Origin of the sequence: Alkalicoccus chagannorensis DSM 18086 (genome assembly GCF_000429725.1) — a bacterium.
GTDB lineage: Bacteria > Bacillota > Bacilli > Bacillales > Salisediminibacteriaceae > Alkalicoccus > Alkalicoccus chagannorensis.
Map to the genome: position 1 here is coordinate 45,653 of NZ_AUCK01000006.1, position 18,929 is coordinate 64,581.

The following is an 18,929-nucleotide window of genomic DNA, read 5'->3' on the forward strand; positions in this document are numbered from 1 at the left end:
CGTCAAAGACTGATGGAGGTAATAGAGCAATGAATCTAATCCTTATGGGACTTCCGGGAGCCGGTAAAGGCACACAGGCAGAAAAAATCGTAGAAAAATATCACATTCCACATATCTCTACAGGGGATATGTTCCGAGCAGCAATTAAGAACGGCACAGAGCTTGGCATGAAAGCGAAGTCCTTTATGGACGAGGGAGCCCTCGTTCCGGATGAAGTGACAGTCGGTATTGTGCGGGAGCGCCTGAGTGAAGATGACTGCAAAGAAGGCTTCCTTCTCGACGGCTTCCCACGAACACCGGCCCAGGCCTCTGCGCTGGAAGAAATGCTCGATGATCTCGGTCGCAGACTGGACCATGTCCTGTATATCAAAGTACCGAAGGACGATCTGTTCAAGCGTCTGACTGGGCGCTGGATCTGTCCGGATTGCGGTGCTGCGTACCATGAGATTTACAATCCGCCGAAGACAGAAGGCAAGTGCGACAAGGATGGCAGCGACCTCATTCAGCGTGAGGACGATAAGCCGGAGACCGTCGACAAGCGTTTGGAAGTGAACCTGGAACAGGCGAAGCCCCTCGTGGACTTCTATGAAGAAAAGGGATACCTTCGAAACGTGGATGGACAGCAGGATATCGATCAGGTATTCGCTGATGTAGACAGCATCCTTCAGGGAGATCGTACATGATCATCCGCAAAAGCGCGGATGAGCTTGATTTGATGCGTGAAGCGGGCCGGATTGTAGCCCGTACCCATCAGATGCTGGAAGAGCAGATTCAGCCGGGCATAACAACCCAGCAGCTCAACGAAGCGGCTGATGCTTTTATCCGCAGCTGTGATGCTGTCCCATCCTTCTATGGCTATCATGGATTTACAGGAAGCATCTGTACTTCAGTAAATGAAGAATTGGTACACGGAATACCCGGCGCCCGCACCCTCGAAGACGGTGACATCATTAGTATCGACATCGGTGCGGAGTATGAAGGTTTCCACGGAGATTCAGCCTGGACGTACGCTGTCGGACACATTTCCGACGAAGAGCAGCGCCTGCTGGACGTGACGGAAGGTTCTCTTTACGAGGGTCTCCGCATGGCCGCACCAGGAGCCAGCCTGTCGGATATTTCCCACGCCGTGCAGCAGCACGCCGAGGCAGCCGGCTTCTCTGTTGTCAGAGAATATGTCGGTCACGGGGTCGGGCGGGACCTCCATGAGGATCCGCCGGTGCCCCACTTCGGTCCACCGGGAAAAGGGCCGAAGCTGGAGCCGGGAATGGTGCTCGCAGTCGAACCGATGATCAACGCAGGACGCCGGCATGTCAAAACGCTGCCGGATAACTGGACAGTGGTGACATCGGACGGTTCTAGGTGTGCACACTTTGAACACACTATTGCTATTGTCGAGACAGGATATGAAGTGTTGACGACAATCCGCTGACAGATCAAAAAGGTGGTCATCCAACAATTATGAAAGATCCTGATTCGGTTCCGCAGGCCGGTGAGCTCGTGCGGATTCTTCACGGAAGAGACAAAGATCAATTCGCCTGCATCATTAAGGTGCTGGACGACCGGTTTGTCCTGATTGCCGATGGCGATAAAAGGAAGGTCGACCGCCCGAAGAGAAAGAACCTGCAGCATATAGAGCGAAGTTATATCATTGCCTCCGAAGTAAAGAACAGTATAATAGAAACAGGTCGTGTCACCAATGCGAAACTGCGTTTTGCAATTTCATCCTATATCAACGATAATTTACTGAAGGAAGGGGAGTAAATTCATGGCCAAAGATGATGTTATCGAAGTAGAAGGCACGGTCATTGAACCGCTGCCGAACGCGATGTTCCGCGTAGAGCTGGAAAACGGCCACAAGATTCTGGCGCACGTATCCGGCAAAATCCGTATGCACTATATCCGTATTCTTCCGGGGGACAAGGTCACCGTTGAATTATCTCCGTATGATCTGACCCGCGGTCGAATTACGTATCGTTATAAATAAGCATCGATTCTAAAATCGTTACTCCGAATGATCAAGGAGGTAAAGAGCATGAAGGTAAGACCATCCGTCAAACCCATTTGCGAAAAGTGCAAAGTTATCCGACGTAAAGGAACCGTCATGGTAATTTGCGAAAATCCAAAGCACAAGCAGAAGCAAGGCTAACTAACAGGAGGTGTAAACTATGGCACGAGTAGCTGGTGTCGACATTCCACGCGATAAGCGGGTTGTCGTATCTCTCACGTATATCTACGGGATCGGAAAGACCCGTGCTGCCGAAGTACTGGAAGAAGCAGGTGTAGATGCGAGCACACGCGTCCGTGATCTCACGGAAGATGAGCTCGGTAAAATCCGTGGTGTAGTAGACAACATCAAGGTAGAAGGGGATCTCCGTCGTGAAGTCTCCCTCAACATCAAGCGTCTGATCGAAATCGGATCCTACCGCGGTATCCGTCACCGTCGGGGTCTGCCGACACGCGGTCAGAAGACGAAGAACAACGCACGTACACGTAAAGGACCTCGTCGTACTGTCGCGAACAAGAAAAAGTAAAGGAGGCTGCGTTAATTTATGGCTAAGCCAAAAACAACACGCGCAAAGCGTCGTCAGCGTAAGAATATAGAGACCGGTATTGCACACATTCGTTCTACGTTCAACAACACGATCGTAACGATCACTGACACTCAAGGAAACGCGATCTCCTGGGCAAGTGCCGGCGGCCTTGGTTTCAAAGGCTCTCGTAAGTCCACTCCGTTTGCTGCACAGACAGCAGCGGAAGCAGCATCCAAAGCTGCAATGGAACATGGCATGAAGGAAGTTGAAGTTTCTGTTAAAGGCCCTGGTGCAGGCCGTGAAGCGGCTATCCGCTCTCTGCAGGCTGCAGGTCTTGAAGTCAGCATGATCCGTGACGTAACGCCGGTTCCACACAACGGCTGCCGTCCACCAAAACGTCGCCGCGTATAATCCGCTCTACTGCTGGTCCGCTCCTGCAGCGGACCCTTGTCGAAGCTGTAACAAGTCAAGTGTGCCCAGTGAGGGATTCCGGCTGCGGTACTGCCCAGCCGGGGTTTCGACGTTTTGAAGGAGGGTTAGTTGAATGATCGAGATAGAGAAGCCGAAGATAGAAACGGTCGAATTAAGCGACGATCAAACGTACGGAAAATTCGTCGTAGAACCTCTGGAACGTGGATATGGAACAACGCTGGGGAACTCCCTGCGCCGCATCATGCTCTCCTCTCTGCCGGGAGCAGCGGTGACATCCGTGCAGTTCAATGGTGTCCTGCATGAGTTCTCCACCATCGAAGGGGTCGTGGAGGATGTAACAACCATCATCCTTCACCTGAAACAGCTGGCGCTCAAAATTTACTCTGATGAAGAGAAAACGATTGAGATCGATGCAACGGGCGAAGGAACGGTTACTGCCGCGGACATTACGCACGACAGTGACGTCGAGATCCTCAACCCGGATCTTCATATCGCAACCCTCTCCAAAGGCGCGCAGTTCCAGATGAAAGTGACAGCGAAGCGCGGCCGCGGCTATGTGCCGGCGGAAGGAAACAACACGGGAGATCTGCCAATCGGCGTCATTCCTGTTGACTCCATCTTTACTCCGGTATCGCGTGCGAACTACCAGGTGGAAAACACCCGAGTAGGTCAGATTACCAATTTTGATAAGCTGACGCTCGATGTCTGGACAGACGGGAGCATCCGTCCGGAAGAAGCTGTCTCTCTCAGTGCGAAAATCCTGACCGAGCACCTGAACATTTTTGTCGGGCTGACCGATCAGGCACAGCATGCAGAGATCATGGTGGAAAAAGAAGAGGACCAGAAAGAAAAAGTTCTGGAAATGACGATTGAAGAACTGGATCTCTCTGTCCGTTCCTATAACTGCCTCAAGCGGGCAGGAATCAACACGGTGCAGGAGCTGACTCAAAAGTCGGAAGAGGACATGATGAAAGTGCGCAACCTCGGACGTAAATCCCTCGAGGAAGTCCAGGAAAAGCTGCACGAACTCAACCTCGGCCTGCGCAAAGAAGACTGATGCATCGGAGTACCGATGGTATTTGTGAAGGAGGGAAATGACTCATGGGATATCGTAAGCTTGGACGCGACAGCAGTGCCCGTAAAGCACTTCTGCGTGACCTGACTACTGATCTGATCATCAATGAGCGTATCGAAACGACAGAGCCGAAAGCAAAGGAAATTCGTTCTGTTGTGGAGAAAATGATCACGCTCGGAAAGCGTGGAGACCTGCATGCCCGCCGTCAGGCAGCGGCATTCGTCCGTAAAGAAGTAGCGGACGAGGAAACAGGACAAGACGCGATCCAGAAGCTTTTCGACGACGTCGCAAAGCGCTATGAAGACCGTCAGGGTGGTTATACCCGCGTAATGAAGCTGGGACCACGTAAGGGAGACGGCGCTGAAATGGCAATCATCGAGCTTGTGTAAGCACAAGTTCTTTTAAGGGGCGGCACCAAAGCTGATGTATCAGCGGCGGATCGGCGCCCTTTTTTTTATAGTTTAAGCTCTGTGATTGTTTATTGTTGATAATGACAGAAAACGCCGCTGCAACTCGGCAGGCTTGCCGTGGAGGAAATCTCCAGCTTCCTCGGTCTGACGCCCTGCGGGATCTTCCGATCTCCTTCTTCCACAGGCGTCCGCCGGTCTTCGCTGCGTCCTTCTGAAAGAAAAGAAACGTTTATGAAACGGAGCAGGCCCAGGCTCTTTTTCGAGACGCCTGCGGATAAAGAAAGCGTGAAGATCCTCCCGGTCGTAAGGGAGGGAGAGCGGAAGGAAATCTCCGCGGCAAGCGAAGAAAAAAGAGCCGCAGGCGTACTTTTGCTATAACAACACTAGGCTTTAACATAGCCATAGTTTAAGAAAGCATAAGTTTTCATACAAGGAGACGGCGGCTTCATGCGCTGCGCGGGAAGAAACAAAAACGTCTTCTTCCCTCAAAAGCCTGCAGCGGTGCCGCACGCCGTTCCGACCAAAAGGCGCTTTGCGCATTTGGTCTGTTATAGTCAGGTTCTCGCTGCTATCGAGGAAGAGAGCGGCTCGGTCTTCGTACGAGGGCTTCCTGCTTTTCGCGGTGGTTCGGCTCGAAACTGGAGCGGACCGACGTGTTTTGGCCTGCGTAAGGCGATCCCCGTCCCAGTCAGGAGCAGCACCTGGTTTTCTCGACAGCAGGCAATGGCTTTATCCGGTCATTCGGAGATGCGGCCTTTTGTTTCCAGGAGGGAAAAACATTCCGTGTTCTACGAAAGCGAGGCGGCACAGGCAATGGAAGCAGTAGTGGAAATGAACGATGTCCGGGCAGGGTACGACGGCACCGACGTGCTGCACGGCATCAATCTGACGTTGGAAAAAGGCAGTTTCACCGCAGTCACCGGGCATAACGGCTCTGGAAAGTCCACGCTGGCGAAGTGCCTGAATGGATTTGTCCAGCCAAGCACGGGGACCGTCCGCACGTGCGGGTTCAATCCGGCAGAGAAAACGACACAGCCGCAGCTCCGCCGCCGGGCCGGCATGGTCTTCCAGCATCCCGACAATCAAATTGTCGCCCCGACGGTTGCGGACGATATCGCCTTCGGTCTGGAGAATGCCGGGATTCCGACGGAGGAGATGCAGGAGCGGGTGGCTGCGGCCATCACCCGGTTCGGTCTGGACGGCTTTGAGGACAGGGAACCGCACCGCCTTTCCGGCGGCCAGAAACAGCGCGTCGCTCTGGCGGGGGTGACCGCCCTGCGGCCGGAACTCATCATTCTGGATGAAGCGACGTCGATGCTTGATCCAGAAGGACGGGTAGACATGCGTCATGTCATCCGGCAGCTCGCTGAGGACAGCTCCGTGACGGTGCTCAGCGTTACGCATGAGATGGAGGAAGCCGCAGAAGCAGACCGGGTGCTCGTGCTGCAGGACGGCCACATCGTTCTCGACGGGTCTCCGAGAAACGTTTATGCAGAAGCGGATGTGCTGGAAGCCGCGGGACTGCGGCCGCCGCTGCCGGTGCGGATTTCCGCTTCGCTTCGGAAAGAGGATGCCGCCTTTCGGCATACGATGTCACAGGAAGAGCTGGTGAGTGCGCTGTGCAGATCGAAGTAAAGCAGGCAGGGTATACGTACCAGCCGGATACGCCTTTTGTCCACGAAGCCCTACAGGAGCTCACCGTGACGTTTGCATCCGGGAAGGTTCATGCGCTGGCTGGTGCCACCGGATCCGGTAAATCGACGCTCCTGCAGCTGTTCAACGCGCTGGAGAAGCCGACGACGGGCACGGTGACGGTCGGACGCCACACCGTCCGGCCGGATTCCAAAAGCCGGGACCTGCATACGCTGCGGGCGGAGACCGGCATGGTGTTTCAGTTTCCCGAGCATCAGCTGTTTGAAGAAACGGTGCTCCAAGACGTGATGTTCGGTCCGCTCAACCACGGTGTGCCGAAAGCCGAAGCGAAAGCACGCGCCCTCGAAGCGCTCGCCCGGACCGGCCTTTCCGCAGACCTGCATCACCGGACCCCTTTCGCCCTCTCCGGGGGGCAGATGCGCCGTGCCGCAGCAGCCGGCGTCCTGGCACTCGAGCCGAAGCTGCTCCTTCTCGATGAGCCGACAGCCGGCCTCGACCCGCGCGGCCGGGAAGAGATGATGCAGCTGTTTACGGACTGGTGCCGCGAAAAACCGGAGCGGACGCTCGTCTTTGTCACCCATCACATGGAGCACATTGCTGCCTACGCTGATGTGGCGACGATTCTGCATGAAGGTCGGCTGCATATGCAGGGACCCCCGGCGGAGGTGTTCCAGTCACAGCAGCAGCTGCAGGAAGCGTCCTTAACACCGCCGGAAACGCTGCAGATCGTCCACCGGCTGCAGCAGGAAGGCATCCACCTGGACGGACCGGTGCTCACCGAGACGGAGCTGGCGACCGCGCTCCAGCGGTACTGGAGGCACGCACGATGAAATATGCCGTCATTGCCGGCCAGTACATTCCTGGAGACTCGCTCGTCCACCGTATGGACCCGCGCAGCAAACTCATCCTTGTCGTGCTGTTCATGTCCCTCGTGTTCGTCTCAGCGCACCCGGCCTCTCTCGGAGCAGCTGCCGTCCTGGTCGCCGGGGCTTTTCTGATCACCGGCATCTCCTTCCGCTTCTTCTGGAAGGGCATGCGCCTCATCCTGATCATCATTGTGCTGACATTTCTCATGCACGCCCTGATCACGAACGAAGGCACCGAGCTCGTCTCTGCCGGCTGGCTCTCCATCTATAGTGGAGGCGTAGCGACAGGCGCCCTGCTGGCAGGCAGGCTCGCCCTGCTCGTGACGTTTGCCGTCATGCTTACACTCACAACGACCCCGGTGGATCTGACCGACGCGATGGAACGGCTCCTGCACCCGCTCAAGCGTCTGCGCGTCCCCGTCCATGAGCTCGCGCTGATGATGTCGATCGCCCTCCGGTTCATTCCGACCCTCCTGGAGGAAACCGAGCGCATCATCAAGGCCCAGTCCGCACGAGGCGCCTCCTTCAGCCAGGGATCTTTATGGAAGAGAATTCAGTCCTTCACGCCGGTCCTCGTGCCGCTCTTTGCCCAGTCCTTTCGAAGAGCCGAGGACCTTGCCGACGCGATGGAGGCAAGGGGGTATGAAGGCGGCAAGGGGAGAACCCGGTTCCGTGTGATGACATGGCACCGCCGGGATACCGCAGCACTGCTGGTTTTTGCCTGCTACGGGCTGTTCGCCGTGTGGACGAGATTCTGGTAAGGAGGAAGAGACAATGCGCATCATGATCTATCTGTCGTACGACGGAAGCGGGTTCCGGGGCTATCAGAAGCAGCCGGATGCCCGGACGGTCCAGCAGGAAGTGGAGCGGGCGCTGGCCCGGATGCACAAAGCAGACAGCTGGCCATCCACGGCGTCCGGCCGGACCGATACCGGCGTCCATGCCCTGAGCCAGCCGGTTCACTTTGATACGCCGCTGCAGATTCCGCTGGAGCGGTGGCCGCGGGCGCTCAATGGCCTGCTGCCGGACGATATTTACGTGCACCGGGCGGTCGAAGCAGAGGGGCTGCATGCGCGTTACGACACGGTCGGCAAAGAATACGTGTACAGAATGACCACAGGCGCGCCACACGATGTATTTCAGCGGCATTACCGGCTGCAGCTGAGGGAAACCCCTGATGCTGCCAGGATGCGTCAGGCAGCCGCACACTGGCTTGGAAGGCACGACTTCTCCAGCCTGTCTTCTCCGCGGACGGATGTCGCAGATAAAGTGCGCACGATGTACGCGGTGGATATTTACCAGGACGGGACGTCGTGGGTGCTCCGTTTTGCCGGGAGCGGCTTCTTGTATCAAATGGTTCGGATCATGACCGGGACGCTCCTGGCTGTCGGTTTCGGCGAATGGAAGCCGGAAGACATGCCGGCCCTGATGGAGGCGAAGGACCGCACGCAGGCGCCGAAGACAGCCCCGGGCCATGGGCTGTATCTTTCCCGTGTTTTCTACGATTCCTCGGAGCTGGAACAGCACCTGCAGCAGCGCCCGGACCTGTAGGCAGCAGGTCCGGCACGAAAAAAAATAAAAAACAACGGCTCCGAGTGTGTTTTCGTATTGACACCAGGCGTAACGTATTATATGATGGTTAACGGTATTCTTATGCCCACTAGCCCCGGGTACGGAATCGATCGATACGACAGTACAGTTTTTGGATAGTCAGATTTAGGAGGGAAATCAACAAATGCGTACAACATATATGGCAAATGCAGAATCCGTAGAACGCAAATGGTACGTTGTCGACGCAGCAGGCCAGACACTCGGTCGTCTGTCTTCCGAGGTTGCATCAATCCTGCGCGGCAAGCACAAGCCGACGTTCACCCCACACGTGGACACAGGTGACAACGTGATCATCATCAACGCAGAAAAGATTGAAATGACAGGAAACAAATTTCAGGACAAGTACTACTACCGTCACAGCCGCTACCCAGGCTCCCTGAAGGCGACTTCCGCCGGCGACATGCGCCGCGAAAAGCCGGAGCGTCTGCTGGAGCTTTCCATCAAAGGAATGCTTCCAAAAGGACCACTCGGACGCCAGACAGGCAAAAAACTGCACGTGTATGCAGGCAGTGAGCATCCTCACGCAGCACAAAAACCAGAAGCGTACGAACTACGCGGATAATTTCGAAGGAGGGACTTCTCTTGGCACAAGTTCAATATGCAGGAACAGGTCGTCGTAAGAACTCTGTCGCACGCGTGCGGCTCGTACCTGGTGACGGCAGCATCGTCATCAACAAGCGCAGCATCGACGAGTATTTCGACCTCGAGACACTCAAAGTAATTGCAAAGCAGCCACTGGCTGAAACACAGACAGAAGGCACGTACGATGTACACGTAAACGTAAACGGCGGCGGCTACACAGGCCAGGCCGGCGCAATCCGTCACGGTGTTGCACGCGCGCTGCTTCAAGCGGATCCGGAATTCCGTCCGTCACTCAAAAAAGCAGGCTACCTCACTCGTGACCCTCGTGGGAAAGAGCGTAAGAAGTACGGTCTCAAGGCCGCTCGTCGTTCTCCTCAGTTCTCGAAGCGTTAAAAAGCCTTTCATATCAAGCTTTTCAGCCCCTCTGCTCCCCAACCCGGCAGAGGGGTTTTTTCTGTTTTTGCTGTACTAACTCACTAATTAACTCACTATTGGTTGAAAAAGCGATTTTTTACCCGTCCATGAACTGTTGAAAAGCAGCCGCTGTGGTATCTTTCCGATCCGGGGTGACATGCGTGTACGTGTTCATAGTGGTATGAATATCTTTATGGCCCAGGCGCACCTGCACATCCTTTATAGATAAGCCCGCTTCAAACAACAGGCTGGCGTGCGTATGACGAAATCCGTGCACGCCGATCCGGGGCAGATCCGGCAGCTCTTTAGATATCCGCTGCAGGGTTTCGTTTAAATATGACAGTTTGCAGTAATCCATCCTCTGGGTGGAATAGTGAAAGTTCGTAAATACGGGCTGTTCTTCCGCTTTTTGAAAACGCAGACCGAGGCGCATGTACCACTGCATCTGCTGTTTCCTCCATATGTGAAGCAGCCGCACCGTTTCATCATCCAGGCTGACCGTCCGGATCGAGGCCTGTGTCTTTGTGGGAATAACAACTTTCTTGCTGTCTACAAAAGCCAGTGTTTTATTCACACGGATGGTTTTTTCCTTCAGGTCCACATCCGACCAGTGGAGCCCCTGGAGTTCTCCTTTCCGTACTCCCGTATAGGCGAGCATACGAAACATCAGATGAACTTTCTGCCTGCTTTCCTCCTCCGATCCCTTCAAGTGATTCAGGAACGTATGAAGCTGCTGTTTGGTGAAAAAATTCTCTTTTTCCTCCATGTCAGAAACATCAAGTTTCGGCATCATGATATGTTCCATCGGGTTCACCTTAATGATGTTCATCTTCACGGCATACTTAAACACCAGGTTCGCCTGAACTTTGTAATCACGAAAGGATTTCAACTGCTGCGCCCATCTGTTCACAAGGCGCTGACAGTCCCGCCGTTCAATCTTTTTGATTCTCCAGTCTCCCATATCCCCTAAGATACGTTTGAACAGACGCTGCTTTGTGTAAGCCGTTGTGGGCTTAATTTGCAGGCGGTTCTGTTGGAACCATTCCTCATACACTTCACGGAAAGAGGGATTCCCTCCAGAAGATATTCCGTAATCTGCCGTATCCACTTCCATACGGGAAGCGGCTATTTTTGCTTCTTTCTTCGTTTTAAATCCACTCCGTGTGGTCTGCCGCTGCCTTCCAGTATGCGGATCATAACCGACATAGACTTTCACACGGTAATATTTCTTTCCATCTTTCTTTTTGTATTCTTCTATACGAGCCATAAAAACATTCCCCTTTCTGTTGCTGGGCAGGCGATAGAGAAGGGGTTTTTATTTATTTTCGTTTGATGTGTATTGCGGAAACATTAGTTCTGCAACTTTTAACAGACGTTTCCTTTCATCATCATTTAATCGGTGACCATTTAAATGAACAGAAAAAACGTATTGAGTAGAAGACTCATTTTCTGAGTCTAGATGCATAACATAATCATCAGACAGAATATTTTTTAACTCTTTTAGAGTGTCGTACCCCTGTTCAGCTTCAAAATCATTAATCTCTTTTTGTAGAGAGGCCTGGGGTTTCGAGGATCCGGTCTCTTTAGAAGCAACTTTCTCTATTAAGGTGTAGGGGTTGATATCCAGCTTATCTGCCAAAGAAAACATGACCTCATAAGAAGGATCCTTCCGCTTTCCGTTTTCTAAATTAGATATATATGACTGTGAAACCTCGACCTCTCTAGCTAACTGTTGCATAGTTAGAGATTTTTTCTTCCTGTAGAAATAAAGCACTTCCCCAAAACTCATGCTCTCCACATCTTTTTCACTCAACTCTTCCATTTTCACACCTCCTCCTGACTTCATACACCCATTATATACTATTTGATATCTAATAGAAATAATTTGTTGACTTTTATATCCGATATCTGTAATAATAATAATATATCCAATAGATATTATAGAAAGGGGTGTTAATCAATGGGTGTCGTAATAAAAGATCCAGCTTTTTTTGAAAAACTTTTAGTGATGAACGGATACTCAAAACGAGAATTTTCTAGGGTGTCAGGTATTTCATATTTTATGGTTTTCCAAATGACTAAGGGTAAAAGGAATCCAAGTCCGAAAACATCAAAACTAATATGCGATATCTTGAATGTTGATTTTGATGAGCTTTTTCAATTGGTTTATGAGGACATAGATCCGAGAGAGGAGGTGAAATCATGAATAAGGACCAGCAGGCCACGATCAGCCTCCCGATCCCAGAAGAGTGGAAAGAGCAGTATTACTCTCTCTTCTATGAATTGGCGGCCGATGCTTACCAGCAGGCAAAACAGGATGCGGGGCATAAGCAGTTTATGACAAAGAAAGAAGCAGCGTCCTATATCGGCGTTTCATACAACACACTGCAATCCCTCATTGAGGAAGGGCTGCCGCTCATCCAGATTAACAGCAAGCCTTTAATAGACATCCAGGATATTCACAAGTTCTTGCAGGGGAAGAAAATCACGTATTAACAAGAGCCTGGGCAGGCATTGAGAGAAGGAATTGATTCTATGCAGGGGAGGTGATCACATGCCGACACATGAGCTAATCGCGTTTTTCTGGTATCAGGCACGGCACTACTCGAACAGCAGACCACAGATCAGCGCCTGGGCGGAAAAGAAAGCACGGAATCTTTCCCAGAAATAAAAATTAGGAGGAATTAACAATGACTGAACAAAACAAATGGGAGCAGATCAATGAAGTAATGGAGGATGTTATGAGAATGAAGTCCGCACTGGAGCCGCTTCTCGGGATCAATGCGATCCATCAAGAAGAGATCCAGAAGCTATCCGAGCAACCGGAAGCGTCCGCCCACATGATCCGTGAAGGTCTGCTACAACCCCGATTAAACGGAACTGCCAAGAGCATGGACGTGTGGATTACGGAAATCGCGCGTGATGTGGAGCTGCTTAATGAAAGGTTGGAAGAAATGGAGCAGGAGATAAAAGAGGAGGAATAACCGATGCAGTGCTGGCGTAGAACACGAAAAAGCCGCACGGAGGGAACCCGCACGGCGAAAATTCAAATGAATTACAAAGAGTAACTTCATTATAACAATTATGGTGTGAAATAGAAAGCTTTTTCCGGATATTTCGCAGGAGGGGAGGACCAAAATTGTATACAGCAGACAGAGACCAGTGCTCCTCTCCTGTGCCGAAGAAGCAGGGTACCACAGAGGGAGCAGCAGACAGTATGGACAGACAGGCAGAGACGGCAGGAGGTGATGAGCGTGGAGGTCAGTAATACTGTGTTAGGTAAAGAAGAAGGGATCACCATGGAGCATGATGGCGCGGTTTCTTTCACCGTAGGATCCAGTAGAAACTCTACAAAGTGGCAGAAAGTAGAAGAGTCTTGGTCTGATTTCGCAGAAAGGTTATACAGGACTTCTCGGACCGGTGAGAGTGTCGAGGAGTACCACAATATGAAGAAAGAAAGTCAGGACAACATTAAAGATGTCGGCGGTTTTGTCGGAGCCACCTTCTCCAAAGAACGAAGAAAAAAGGACCAGGTACAGCAAAGGCAGCTTATCACCTTAGATGCAGACAGCGTTAAAAGTTTAAAAGAGCTTATATGGAAAGCGGATAACCTCGGTTACGCCTATGTGCTCTACACCACCCATAAACACACGCCGGAAAAACCCCGGTGCAGGCTAGTGTTTCCGATGACAGAGCCTGCCGATCCAGTGAAGGCTGAAGCAATCAGCCGTAAACTGGCAGAGATGATCGGTGCATCTAATTTTGATTCTTCTACTCACAGCCCTGAACGTCTTATGTACTGGCCTTCTACCCCCTGGGATGGAGATTTTCATGCAAGCCACACGGACGCTGCATGGCTGGATCCTGAAGGATTCACTTCAGATTATTATGATGACTGGCAAGATCGTTCGTCCTGGCCGTTACATGAGAAAGAAATGGAGAGTGTCGGCAGAAAGAAAGCGGATCGAGCGGAGAATCCCTTAGAAAAACCCAACCCTATCGGCGCTTTCTGCCAAATTTATTCCGTTGAAGAAGCCATAGAAACGTATCTCTCTGATGTTTATGAAGAGACAAAGACCGGGCGCTACACATTTAAGGAGGGGTCTACTACCGGCGGCCTCGTCGTTTACGATGATGGACTGTTTGCTTACTCTAATCACGGTACGGATCCAACCTCGGGGCGTCTATGCAACAGCTTCGATCTCGTCAGGATTCATCGTTTCGGACACCTGGACGAAGGAGCGAAACCAAACACACCAGTAAATAAACTTCCCTCGTATACAGCAATGAAGGATCTCTGTAAGCAGGACGATGCTGTAAAGAAGAAGTGTGATGAAGCATTGGAAGAGGATTTTGAGATGGTTATAAAGGAGTCCGATACGTTAACCCACCTCTACAACCCTCTGAATTTAGAGGTTGGCACTGAACACCCGAGGTTCCCACTGACGGAGCTGGGAAACGGTGAGCGCATCGCTTACTACAATCAAAAAAAGCTGCTGTATATCCATGGTAAAGGCTGGTATGTCTGGGATGGGAAGCGGTGGGGCTCTGATCGTAGAGGCCAGGTTGAGAAATTGACAAACGAAACGCTCCGATCGATTACAGAGCTCGCGCTCAGTGCTGAAACAAAAGAAGAAGTCGATGAGATCATGAAATGGGCTAAGAAATGCGAGGGCCGAAACGTGAGAACGAACAGCCTTCAAGATGCAAAGCCGCTCCTCACGATCACTAACGAAGAGTTGGATAAGAATAATCTTCTCCTGAACGTTGCAAACGGAACGCTGCACTTAAAAAACGGCAAGCTGCTTCCTCATTCTGAAGACAATTTATTAACGCAGTATGCAGATATTACTTTCGATCAAGAGGCAACAGCGCCCAGGTGGCAGAGTTTCTTGAGGGAAGTGTTCGTCTACGAAGAATCGAAAGAACCCGACGAGGATTTAATTCATTTTGTTCAGAAAGCTATCGGCTATTCTCTGACAGGCGAGACGAAGGAACAAGTGATGTTCTTTTTAACCGGGGAAGGCTCGAACGGAAAAAGCCGTTTCATCTCAGCGATTCAAAGCATCCTGGGTGATTATGCGAAACAAACAAACGCCGATACTTTCATAAGTAAAAAATACGAGAGCGGCATCAATAACGATATCGCCCGTTTAGATAAAGCTCGTTTTGTAGCAGCCATTGAGTCTGAAAGAGGGCAGGAGTTGGCAGAATCAAAGGTAAAGCAGCTGACGGGTGGAGATAAAATAGCGGCCCGCTTTCTAAGAGAAGAATATTTTGAATTCCTGCCTGAGTTTAAAATATGGTTCCTTACCAACCATAAACCCATCATAAAAGGAACGGATGAGGGGATATGGCGACGGATCCGCAGGATACCATTCAATCAAAACTTCTCAGGGAAAAAGAAGGATCCACAGCTCGGCGAAAAGCTGGAGAGGGAGCTTCCAGGTATCTTGAACTGGGCTATTGAGGGATACCATATGTGGCTCAGAGAAGGACTGGAAGAGCCGGAGAGCGTAAAGGAAGCAACCGACGAATACAGAAATGAAATGGATCTTGTTAAGCCTTTCTTCGATGAGTATTGTCATGTCGCTTTGCTGGCTCGAGATGAAGCGAAAACACTGTATGAGTACTACCAGTATCATTGCAAGATTAACGGGGATATCGTGATGGGCAAAAGAGCGTTCATGCAGCTTCTCGTTTCTAAGGGATTTAAAAAATTCAATGGCACGGACAATAAGGTGATGTTTGAAGGACTGAAGATAAAAGAGGATATAAGAAGGAACTACAATCCACGACTGCTCGGAGTAGAGAGGGATTTTGGCGGCTGATATCCTGCCCTCTTCTCTCTTCCTCCGTTGGAATTAATGAGAATTAATTAACGATAACAAGCGATTAATTCCTCTAAGCCTTGGCGCTGTAGGCTTTCCCGTTAAAAATTAATTAGAATTAATGAAATCTCTATGTTCCCTCACAGAAAATAGGCTCTAGGTCTGCAGTGTTTTTACTCATCTGCCTATAGAGAAAAATAGAAAAAAGAACATGGGCAGAAGTTAATTCTAATTAATTAAATGGCTTGAAGCCTTGGGGGAGTAAGAGCCGACCTTTTTTTACTTCATTAATTCTTATTAATTTATCTGAATCCGATGAGACTTTGAACCACACCCAAACAAAACAGAAAGGGATGAACCAATGATGAATATAGATGCTGTGCGAGTAAAAACGTTTGAATCAACAGAGAGCCAGGCGGCAGCGGATGCGCTGAACAACTTCCTGGATCTCTGCGAGGATCAGGAGATCGAGGTGAGGGAGATTGAGAGCCATGTTCTCCCCGGTGCAACGCCTGCTTATTGCTACTCTGTGAAGTACGACAAGTACACGGCAGAAGAAAAGAAAGACTATGCACTGCAGCGGTTGCAGGTTCATTACCAAGAAGCGATGAAAGAATACAACCTATAAATAGAAAGGATGGATCGGGATGAGACGACGAGCAGGAGAGACAGGACTTGAAGATGTGAACCAGCCGGAACAATACGAATTGTTGACGGAGGAACAGCAGGACGCGCTTAAGGTCTGGATCCGGGAGTGCCTGGAACCGCACACCGTAAAAAATTATACGGATCACATCACTTCTTATGGATTGAAGCATCGATTCCAGTACAGCAACATCGGTTTCTATGTCTCGAATGGAGCGATGAAAGGAGCGATGGAAGCAGCTGGCTTCTCTCCGAAGTCTCGGACGGATCTGAATTGGAAATTTAAACTCGGCAAGAAAGCCGGACTGAAAAGAGATGTGGAAATGGAAGTGATGGATCCGTTGGGAGTGTGACAAAAATAATTTTCAAAATTTTTGACTCCCCGGGTCCAGGGATTTGATCTTTTTGTGCGTTATGGAGAACGGTGAGAGGGGTGTATTATCCAAAAAAATGATTTAGGCCGGAGCCCTCCCTACCCGCCATGAACGCTTTTAGGAGGTGATGCGATGTTTTCAGACGAGAAAGAGGAGCTCCAGTTCCAGCATTGGTGCGCTGATCACGATATCCCTTTTTCCGAGGTGACGCACCGACACCACTTTTTCATGATCGAGGAGAGGCGGCTGGCCCTGGCATTCATGCAGGGGGAGCTGACAGCGGAGGAAGTGGAGCACGGCAGGAAATACCTGCTGGCAAGGCTGATCAAACACTATCAACCGAACGGGTGACAGCAGCTGAATTATGAATTTAATCAAATAAAAAAGGGTGATTTGGTATGTTTATGAGAAATGTTTATACCGTTGAAGTGGATGTAGACGGAGAAATAAAAGAAGTAACGATATACAGATCGCATATGTGGAGAAGCTTGAATGGATTCAAGCGCCAAGCTATTCAGGCTGCTATTGCAAAAAACATTGAGGAAGAAGGAACGCGACCGGAGAGTGTCACGCCAATCCGATACTCGCAAGATTTTAATTAAAAGAGGAGATGGAAACATGCTAATACCTATTAGAATGAGCCGCAACGAAACAGAGAACCAGAACACGCCGAAGCCGAACAATCTGCAGGCCAACCATCGCCGCCCGGACCCAAGGCGTAATGTGAAATCTGCTGTAGAACTTGAAGAGCAGGAGACCGGGAAGCGGATCAGAAAGGATGGCAATTCGCTATTCGGTCTTTTTGCAGGGGCTTCGAGAACGGCAGCCAGAAAAGAGAACCGACATTACCCTACGGTAGTGGAGGGAGTGCGCGCGGTGGTAGATACCGAGTTCACGGAAAAAATCGGAGAGAAAAAAGCGTTCCTAAAGCAGATCCAGAGTAAGAACAAAAAGCGGTCTAAACAAAAAGAAGCCATCAACAAATATAAATAATGAAGGGGAGTTAGAGCATGGAACGATTCTATGAACAAACGAGAGCGGCTGCTGAGATGGTGGCGGAAAAAGAAAAAGAATTGATTAAGGAAATTCCGCTACGGGAGGAGCTGCGCGAGGTAAAAGAGGCGATTAAGACACCGAGTTCTCCGGAAGAGCTGGATTGGCTCGAAGGTCGGGAGCGGTATCTGGATCAGGAAATTAAATTCAATATTCATCGCAAGTATCAATTGTCGGAGGAAGAGCAGGACAAAGTAAAAAGCAATTACGAGATTGAGAAAGCAGAAGCAAAACAAGCACGCGAGGAAGCCGAGAAGCAGCTTGTGAAAGCCGTTGAAGATTTCGAGAAGAAGGCTGCCCCCGCGCTCCAGAAACTGCAGAGGTTGGCACAGGACCGGGTAGAAGCTGTGAAAATCGAGCATCTGCTCCAGGGGCGTATTTATCAGTATTCTGACATGAACGATCAACGAAAGTTTGTTGATGCTGACAGCACAGGAGCAGAGCTGATGAAAAAGCCGACCAGTCGCCGTGCTCGTCGTTATGGAGACGCGCGGAGGTTGCTCAAGAAATACAAGGCCAGCCTGATCCGCATGGTGAAAAACCAAGACCAGGCGCATGACATGAAAAAAATCTATCGCGATCTGAATATGTAAAGGGGGATGTCAGGATGTTCAACATTGAGAAAAAACTGCGTAAACGACGGAAGCAGCCTGCTCTGAGATATAAAGCCACGCTGAAGCCTATTTCTGAAATAGGGAAAGTGTCCTTTAAAGTAGCACATGTGCACACCGGGGCAACCGTTGATTTTTACGATGTGGAACTGAACCAATACAAAACGGAAAAATCAAGAAAGGAGAATGTGAAGGCGCGGGTACGTTCACGGGAACTGGAACTGGGCCTCCCCGGTCGGGGTGGTTTTGGGAGAATAGATCCGAAGCGCCCCCTACAAGTACAGGGAGCTTACGTTATTTTCGCCAAGGTAGGCCATAGTTTTGGACGCCTTCGTCCAGTAGAAGGGAAAGATTATGTGATCGAGGTGGAGAAAATCGAGATCCCCGAAGAATCGGACATCACGGAAAAGCTGCAGAAGCTCCCGGATCTCCGAAGCTCGAAAGTGAAACGGACAACACAAAAAGCGCTGGAGAAGTAACCTCTTCTCCAGCGTGAGAGGGGGTGATCATAATGGCAGAAAACAAGAAGAAACTCAACACAAGAGAGCGCCGGGAAATCGAGAACCTGCTCACCTGGTTCTACCGGCTGGATCAGGGAACGCCCCCGAAAAAAGAGCTGGGCGCGTATCAATTTGTGAAATCGTTCCTAGAGCACTACCGGCTTTCCCATCCTGTCGAGGTAGCGCAGTGTGAAGCGTTCTATAAGGCGAAACTGCAGAACAAGCCGTACCGCTACCCGGCAGGAAAAGAAGCGTTTCGGGCGCAACAGAAGCCGCTCATGCTTCATTTACGTGAAGCTCTGGTTCATGAAGGCTTAATAGAAAAAAGAGAAAGGAGGTAG

29 protein-coding genes are annotated in these 18,929 nt (G+C 50.7%); 27 read left to right on the plus strand and 2 right to left on the minus strand.

Features of this window, described 5'->3' with window-relative positions; all coding sequences use genetic code 11:
• The first annotated feature begins 29 nt into the window (after positions 1 to 29).
• The 15 genes from G477_RS0104745 to rpsI all read left to right on the plus strand — a co-directional run bounded on the left by G477_RS0104745 (position 30) and on the right by rpsI (position 9,553).
• Positions 30 to 683: an adenylate kinase gene (locus G477_RS0104745; protein WP_026696976.1), complete on the plus strand. Its 654-nt coding sequence runs from the start codon at positions 30 to 32 to the stop codon at positions 681 to 683.
• Positions 680 to 1,429, plus strand: a complete 750-nt coding sequence (gene map, locus G477_RS0104750; protein WP_026696977.1) for a type I methionyl aminopeptidase — start codon at positions 680 to 682, stop codon at positions 1,427 to 1,429. The genes G477_RS0104745 and map overlap by 4 nt, the downstream gene beginning before the upstream one ends.
• Positions 1,430 to 1,458: 29 nt before the next feature.
• Complete coding sequence (locus G477_RS0104755; protein WP_026696978.1) at positions 1,459 to 1,761, plus strand: KOW domain-containing RNA-binding protein; 303 nt, start codon at positions 1,459 to 1,461, stop codon at positions 1,759 to 1,761.
• Positions 1,762 to 1,765: 4 nt separating this feature from the next.
• On the plus strand, positions 1,766 to 1,984 hold the full coding sequence (infA, locus tag G477_RS0104760) for a translation initiation factor IF-1 (protein ID WP_026696979.1): 219 nt from the start codon (positions 1,766 to 1,768) through the stop codon (positions 1,982 to 1,984).
• A 48-nt stretch (positions 1,985 to 2,032) separates the two neighbouring features.
• Entirely contained in the window at positions 2,033 to 2,146 is a 114-nt protein-coding gene (rpmJ, locus tag G477_RS0104765) for a 50S ribosomal protein L36 (RefSeq protein WP_003322638.1), read from the plus strand.
• 19 nt (positions 2,147 to 2,165) lie between these two features.
• Positions 2,166 to 2,531 (plus strand): 30S ribosomal protein S13, encoded by a 366-nt coding sequence (gene rpsM, locus G477_RS0104770; RefSeq protein WP_026696980.1) that lies wholly within the window; start codon positions 2,166 to 2,168, stop codon positions 2,529 to 2,531.
• An 18-nt stretch (positions 2,532 to 2,549) separates the two neighbouring features.
• Entirely contained in the window at positions 2,550 to 2,942 is a 393-nt protein-coding gene (rpsK, locus tag G477_RS0104775; RefSeq protein ID WP_026696981.1) for a 30S ribosomal protein S11, read from the plus strand.
• 133 nt (positions 2,943 to 3,075) lie between these two features.
• Positions 3,076 to 4,020 (plus strand): DNA-directed RNA polymerase subunit alpha, encoded by a 945-nt coding sequence (locus G477_RS0104780; protein WP_026696982.1) that lies wholly within the window; start codon positions 3,076 to 3,078, stop codon positions 4,018 to 4,020.
• A gap of 44 nt (positions 4,021 to 4,064) precedes the next feature.
• Positions 4,065 to 4,427 (plus strand): 50S ribosomal protein L17, encoded by a 363-nt coding sequence (rplQ, locus tag G477_RS0104785; protein WP_026696983.1) that lies wholly within the window; start codon positions 4,065 to 4,067, stop codon positions 4,425 to 4,427.
• An 804-nt stretch (positions 4,428 to 5,231) separates the two neighbouring features.
• Positions 5,232 to 6,083, plus strand: coding sequence for an energy-coupling factor transporter ATPase (locus tag G477_RS0104795; protein WP_170203837.1), 852 nt, complete (start codon positions 5,232 to 5,234; stop codon positions 6,081 to 6,083).
• Entirely contained in the window at positions 6,068 to 6,931 is an 864-nt protein-coding gene (locus G477_RS0104800) for an energy-coupling factor transporter ATPase (protein ID WP_026696986.1), read from the plus strand. The genes G477_RS0104795 and G477_RS0104800 overlap by 16 nt, the downstream gene beginning before the upstream one ends.
• Positions 6,928 to 7,728 carry an energy-coupling factor transporter transmembrane component T family protein gene (locus G477_RS0104805; RefSeq protein ID WP_026696987.1) on the plus strand — a complete coding sequence of 267 codons (801 nt, stop codon included), beginning with the start codon at positions 6,928 to 6,930 and terminating at the stop codon, positions 7,726 to 7,728. Before G477_RS0104800 ends, G477_RS0104805 begins: the two co-directional genes overlap by 4 nt.
• A gap of 13 nt (positions 7,729 to 7,741) precedes the next feature.
• Entirely contained in the window at positions 7,742 to 8,518 is a 777-nt protein-coding gene (gene truA / locus G477_RS18725; protein ID WP_035211245.1) for a tRNA pseudouridine(38-40) synthase TruA, read from the plus strand.
• A 184-nt stretch (positions 8,519 to 8,702) separates the two neighbouring features.
• Positions 8,703 to 9,140 (plus strand): 50S ribosomal protein L13, encoded by a 438-nt coding sequence (rplM, locus tag G477_RS0104815; protein WP_026696988.1) that lies wholly within the window; start codon positions 8,703 to 8,705, stop codon positions 9,138 to 9,140.
• A 20-nt stretch (positions 9,141 to 9,160) separates the two neighbouring features.
• On the plus strand, positions 9,161 to 9,553 hold the full coding sequence (gene rpsI / locus G477_RS0104820) for a 30S ribosomal protein S9 (protein WP_026696989.1): 393 nt from the start codon (positions 9,161 to 9,163) through the stop codon (positions 9,551 to 9,553).
• Positions 9,554 to 9,671: 118 nt separating this feature from the next.
• On the opposite strand, the gene G477_RS0104825 is transcribed toward rpsI, so the two are convergent.
• Together G477_RS0104825 and G477_RS20455 are read right to left on the minus strand one after the other, a co-directional pair.
• Positions 9,672 to 10,841 (minus strand): site-specific integrase, encoded by a 1,170-nt coding sequence (locus tag G477_RS0104825; RefSeq protein WP_026696990.1) that lies wholly within the window; start codon positions 10,839 to 10,841, stop codon positions 9,672 to 9,674.
• A gap of 48 nt (positions 10,842 to 10,889) precedes the next feature.
• Complete coding sequence (locus G477_RS20455; RefSeq protein WP_051287690.1) at positions 10,890 to 11,396, minus strand: helix-turn-helix domain-containing protein; 507 nt, start codon at positions 11,394 to 11,396, stop codon at positions 10,890 to 10,892.
• A 138-nt stretch (positions 11,397 to 11,534) separates the two neighbouring features.
• Here G477_RS20455 and G477_RS18735 point away from each other — a divergent pair, with 138 nt between their 5' ends.
• The 12 genes from G477_RS18735 (at position 11,535) to G477_RS0104910 (ending at position 18,929) form a co-directional block, all read left to right on the plus strand.
• Complete coding sequence (locus tag G477_RS18735; RefSeq protein WP_051287691.1) at positions 11,535 to 11,780, plus strand: helix-turn-helix domain-containing protein; 246 nt, start codon at positions 11,535 to 11,537, stop codon at positions 11,778 to 11,780.
• A complete protein-coding gene (locus G477_RS0104840; protein WP_035211247.1) occupies positions 11,777 to 12,070 on the plus strand; it encodes a MerR family transcriptional regulator in 294 nt (97 codons plus the stop codon). The genes G477_RS18735 and G477_RS0104840 overlap by 4 nt, the downstream gene beginning before the upstream one ends.
• A 194-nt stretch (positions 12,071 to 12,264) precedes the next feature.
• Complete coding sequence (locus tag G477_RS0104850; RefSeq protein ID WP_026696992.1) at positions 12,265 to 12,558, plus strand: hypothetical protein; 294 nt, start codon at positions 12,265 to 12,267, stop codon at positions 12,556 to 12,558.
• Positions 12,559 to 12,828: 270 nt separating this feature from the next.
• Positions 12,829 to 15,405 (plus strand): DNA primase family protein, encoded by a 2,577-nt coding sequence (locus G477_RS20460; RefSeq protein ID WP_051287692.1) that lies wholly within the window; start codon positions 12,829 to 12,831, stop codon positions 15,403 to 15,405.
• A 361-nt stretch (positions 15,406 to 15,766) separates the two neighbouring features.
• The gene (locus tag G477_RS0104875) at positions 15,767 to 16,033 is read left to right on the plus strand and encodes a hypothetical protein (RefSeq protein ID WP_026696993.1); all 267 of its coding nucleotides are present in this window, start codon (positions 15,767 to 15,769) and stop codon (positions 16,031 to 16,033) included.
• Between the two features lie 19 nt (positions 16,034 to 16,052).
• Positions 16,053 to 16,403 carry a hypothetical protein gene (locus G477_RS18750; protein WP_051287693.1) on the plus strand — a complete coding sequence of 117 codons (351 nt, stop codon included), beginning with the start codon at positions 16,053 to 16,055 and terminating at the stop codon, positions 16,401 to 16,403.
• 153 nt (positions 16,404 to 16,556) lie between these two features.
• Positions 16,557 to 16,775 carry a hypothetical protein gene (locus tag G477_RS0104885; RefSeq protein ID WP_026696994.1) on the plus strand — a complete coding sequence of 73 codons (219 nt, stop codon included), beginning with the start codon at positions 16,557 to 16,559 and terminating at the stop codon, positions 16,773 to 16,775.
• A gap of 47 nt (positions 16,776 to 16,822) precedes the next feature.
• Positions 16,823 to 17,026: a hypothetical protein gene (locus tag G477_RS0104890; RefSeq protein ID WP_026696995.1), complete on the plus strand. Its 204-nt coding sequence runs from the start codon at positions 16,823 to 16,825 to the stop codon at positions 17,024 to 17,026.
• Positions 17,027 to 17,042: 16 nt separating this feature from the next.
• The gene (locus tag G477_RS0104895; protein WP_156897285.1) at positions 17,043 to 17,417 is read left to right on the plus strand and encodes a hypothetical protein; all 375 of its coding nucleotides are present in this window, start codon (positions 17,043 to 17,045) and stop codon (positions 17,415 to 17,417) included.
• A 56-nt stretch (positions 17,418 to 17,473) separates the two neighbouring features.
• A complete protein-coding gene (locus G477_RS0104900; protein ID WP_156897286.1) occupies positions 17,474 to 18,070 on the plus strand; it encodes a hypothetical protein in 597 nt (198 codons plus the stop codon).
• 14 nt (positions 18,071 to 18,084) lie between these two features.
• Positions 18,085 to 18,567: a hypothetical protein gene (locus G477_RS0104905; RefSeq protein WP_026696998.1), complete on the plus strand. Its 483-nt coding sequence runs from the start codon at positions 18,085 to 18,087 to the stop codon at positions 18,565 to 18,567.
• A gap of 32 nt (positions 18,568 to 18,599) precedes the next feature.
• Complete coding sequence (locus G477_RS0104910) at positions 18,600 to 18,929, plus strand: hypothetical protein (protein WP_026696999.1); 330 nt, start codon at positions 18,600 to 18,602, stop codon at positions 18,927 to 18,929.

Bases quoted from the DNA above. Each gene is read 5' to 3' on its own strand.
- rplM (WP_026696988.1), top strand. From the start codon at position 8,703: ATGCGTACAACATATATGGCAAATGCAGAATCCGTAGAACGCAAATGG.
- rpmJ (WP_003322638.1), top strand. From the start codon at position 2,033: ATGAAGGTAAGACCATCCGTCAAACCCATTTGCGAAAAGTGCAAAGTT.
- truA (WP_035211245.1), top strand. From the start codon at position 7,742: ATGCGCATCATGATCTATCTGTCGTACGACGGAAGCGGGTTCCGGGGC.
- rplQ (WP_026696983.1), top strand. From the start codon at position 4,065: ATGGGATATCGTAAGCTTGGACGCGACAGCAGTGCCCGTAAAGCACTT.
- G477_RS0104840 (WP_035211247.1), top strand. From the start codon at position 11,777: ATGAATAAGGACCAGCAGGCCACGATCAGCCTCCCGATCCCAGAAGAG.
- G477_RS0104875 (WP_026696993.1), top strand. From the start codon at position 15,767: ATGATGAATATAGATGCTGTGCGAGTAAAAACGTTTGAATCAACAGAG.
- G477_RS0104850 (WP_026696992.1), top strand. From the start codon at position 12,265: ATGACTGAACAAAACAAATGGGAGCAGATCAATGAAGTAATGGAGGAT.
- G477_RS0104780 (WP_026696982.1), top strand. From the start codon at position 3,076: ATGATCGAGATAGAGAAGCCGAAGATAGAAACGGTCGAATTAAGCGAC.
- G477_RS18735 (WP_051287691.1), top strand. From the start codon at position 11,535: ATGGGTGTCGTAATAAAAGATCCAGCTTTTTTTGAAAAACTTTTAGTG.
- G477_RS0104755 (WP_026696978.1), top strand. From the start codon at position 1,459: ATGAAAGATCCTGATTCGGTTCCGCAGGCCGGTGAGCTCGTGCGGATT.
- rpsM (WP_026696980.1), top strand. From the start codon at position 2,166: ATGGCACGAGTAGCTGGTGTCGACATTCCACGCGATAAGCGGGTTGTC.
- rpsK (WP_026696981.1), top strand. From the start codon at position 2,550: ATGGCTAAGCCAAAAACAACACGCGCAAAGCGTCGTCAGCGTAAGAAT.
- G477_RS20455 (WP_051287690.1), bottom strand. From the start codon at position 11,396: ATGGAAGAGTTGAGTGAAAAAGATGTGGAGAGCATGAGTTTTGGGGAA.
- G477_RS0104910 (WP_026696999.1), top strand. From the start codon at position 18,600: ATGGCAGAAAACAAGAAGAAACTCAACACAAGAGAGCGCCGGGAAATC.
- G477_RS0104890 (WP_026696995.1), top strand. From the start codon at position 16,823: ATGTTTATGAGAAATGTTTATACCGTTGAAGTGGATGTAGACGGAGAA.
- G477_RS0104825 (WP_026696990.1), bottom strand. From the start codon at position 10,841: ATGGCTCGTATAGAAGAATACAAAAAGAAAGATGGAAAGAAATATTAC.
- G477_RS18750 (WP_051287693.1), top strand. From the start codon at position 16,053: ATGAGACGACGAGCAGGAGAGACAGGACTTGAAGATGTGAACCAGCCG.
- map (WP_026696977.1), top strand. From the start codon at position 680: ATGATCATCCGCAAAAGCGCGGATGAGCTTGATTTGATGCGTGAAGCG.
- G477_RS0104900 (WP_156897286.1), top strand. From the start codon at position 17,474: ATGGTGGCGGAAAAAGAAAAAGAATTGATTAAGGAAATTCCGCTACGG.
- infA (WP_026696979.1), top strand. From the start codon at position 1,766: ATGGCCAAAGATGATGTTATCGAAGTAGAAGGCACGGTCATTGAACCG.
- G477_RS0104805 (WP_026696987.1), top strand. From the start codon at position 6,928: ATGAAATATGCCGTCATTGCCGGCCAGTACATTCCTGGAGACTCGCTC.
- G477_RS0104905 (WP_026696998.1), top strand. From the start codon at position 18,085: ATGTTCAACATTGAGAAAAAACTGCGTAAACGACGGAAGCAGCCTGCT.
- G477_RS0104895 (WP_156897285.1), top strand. From the start codon at position 17,043: ATGCTAATACCTATTAGAATGAGCCGCAACGAAACAGAGAACCAGAAC.
- G477_RS0104885 (WP_026696994.1), top strand. From the start codon at position 16,557: ATGTTTTCAGACGAGAAAGAGGAGCTCCAGTTCCAGCATTGGTGCGCT.
- G477_RS0104745 (WP_026696976.1), top strand. From the start codon at position 30: ATGAATCTAATCCTTATGGGACTTCCGGGAGCCGGTAAAGGCACACAG.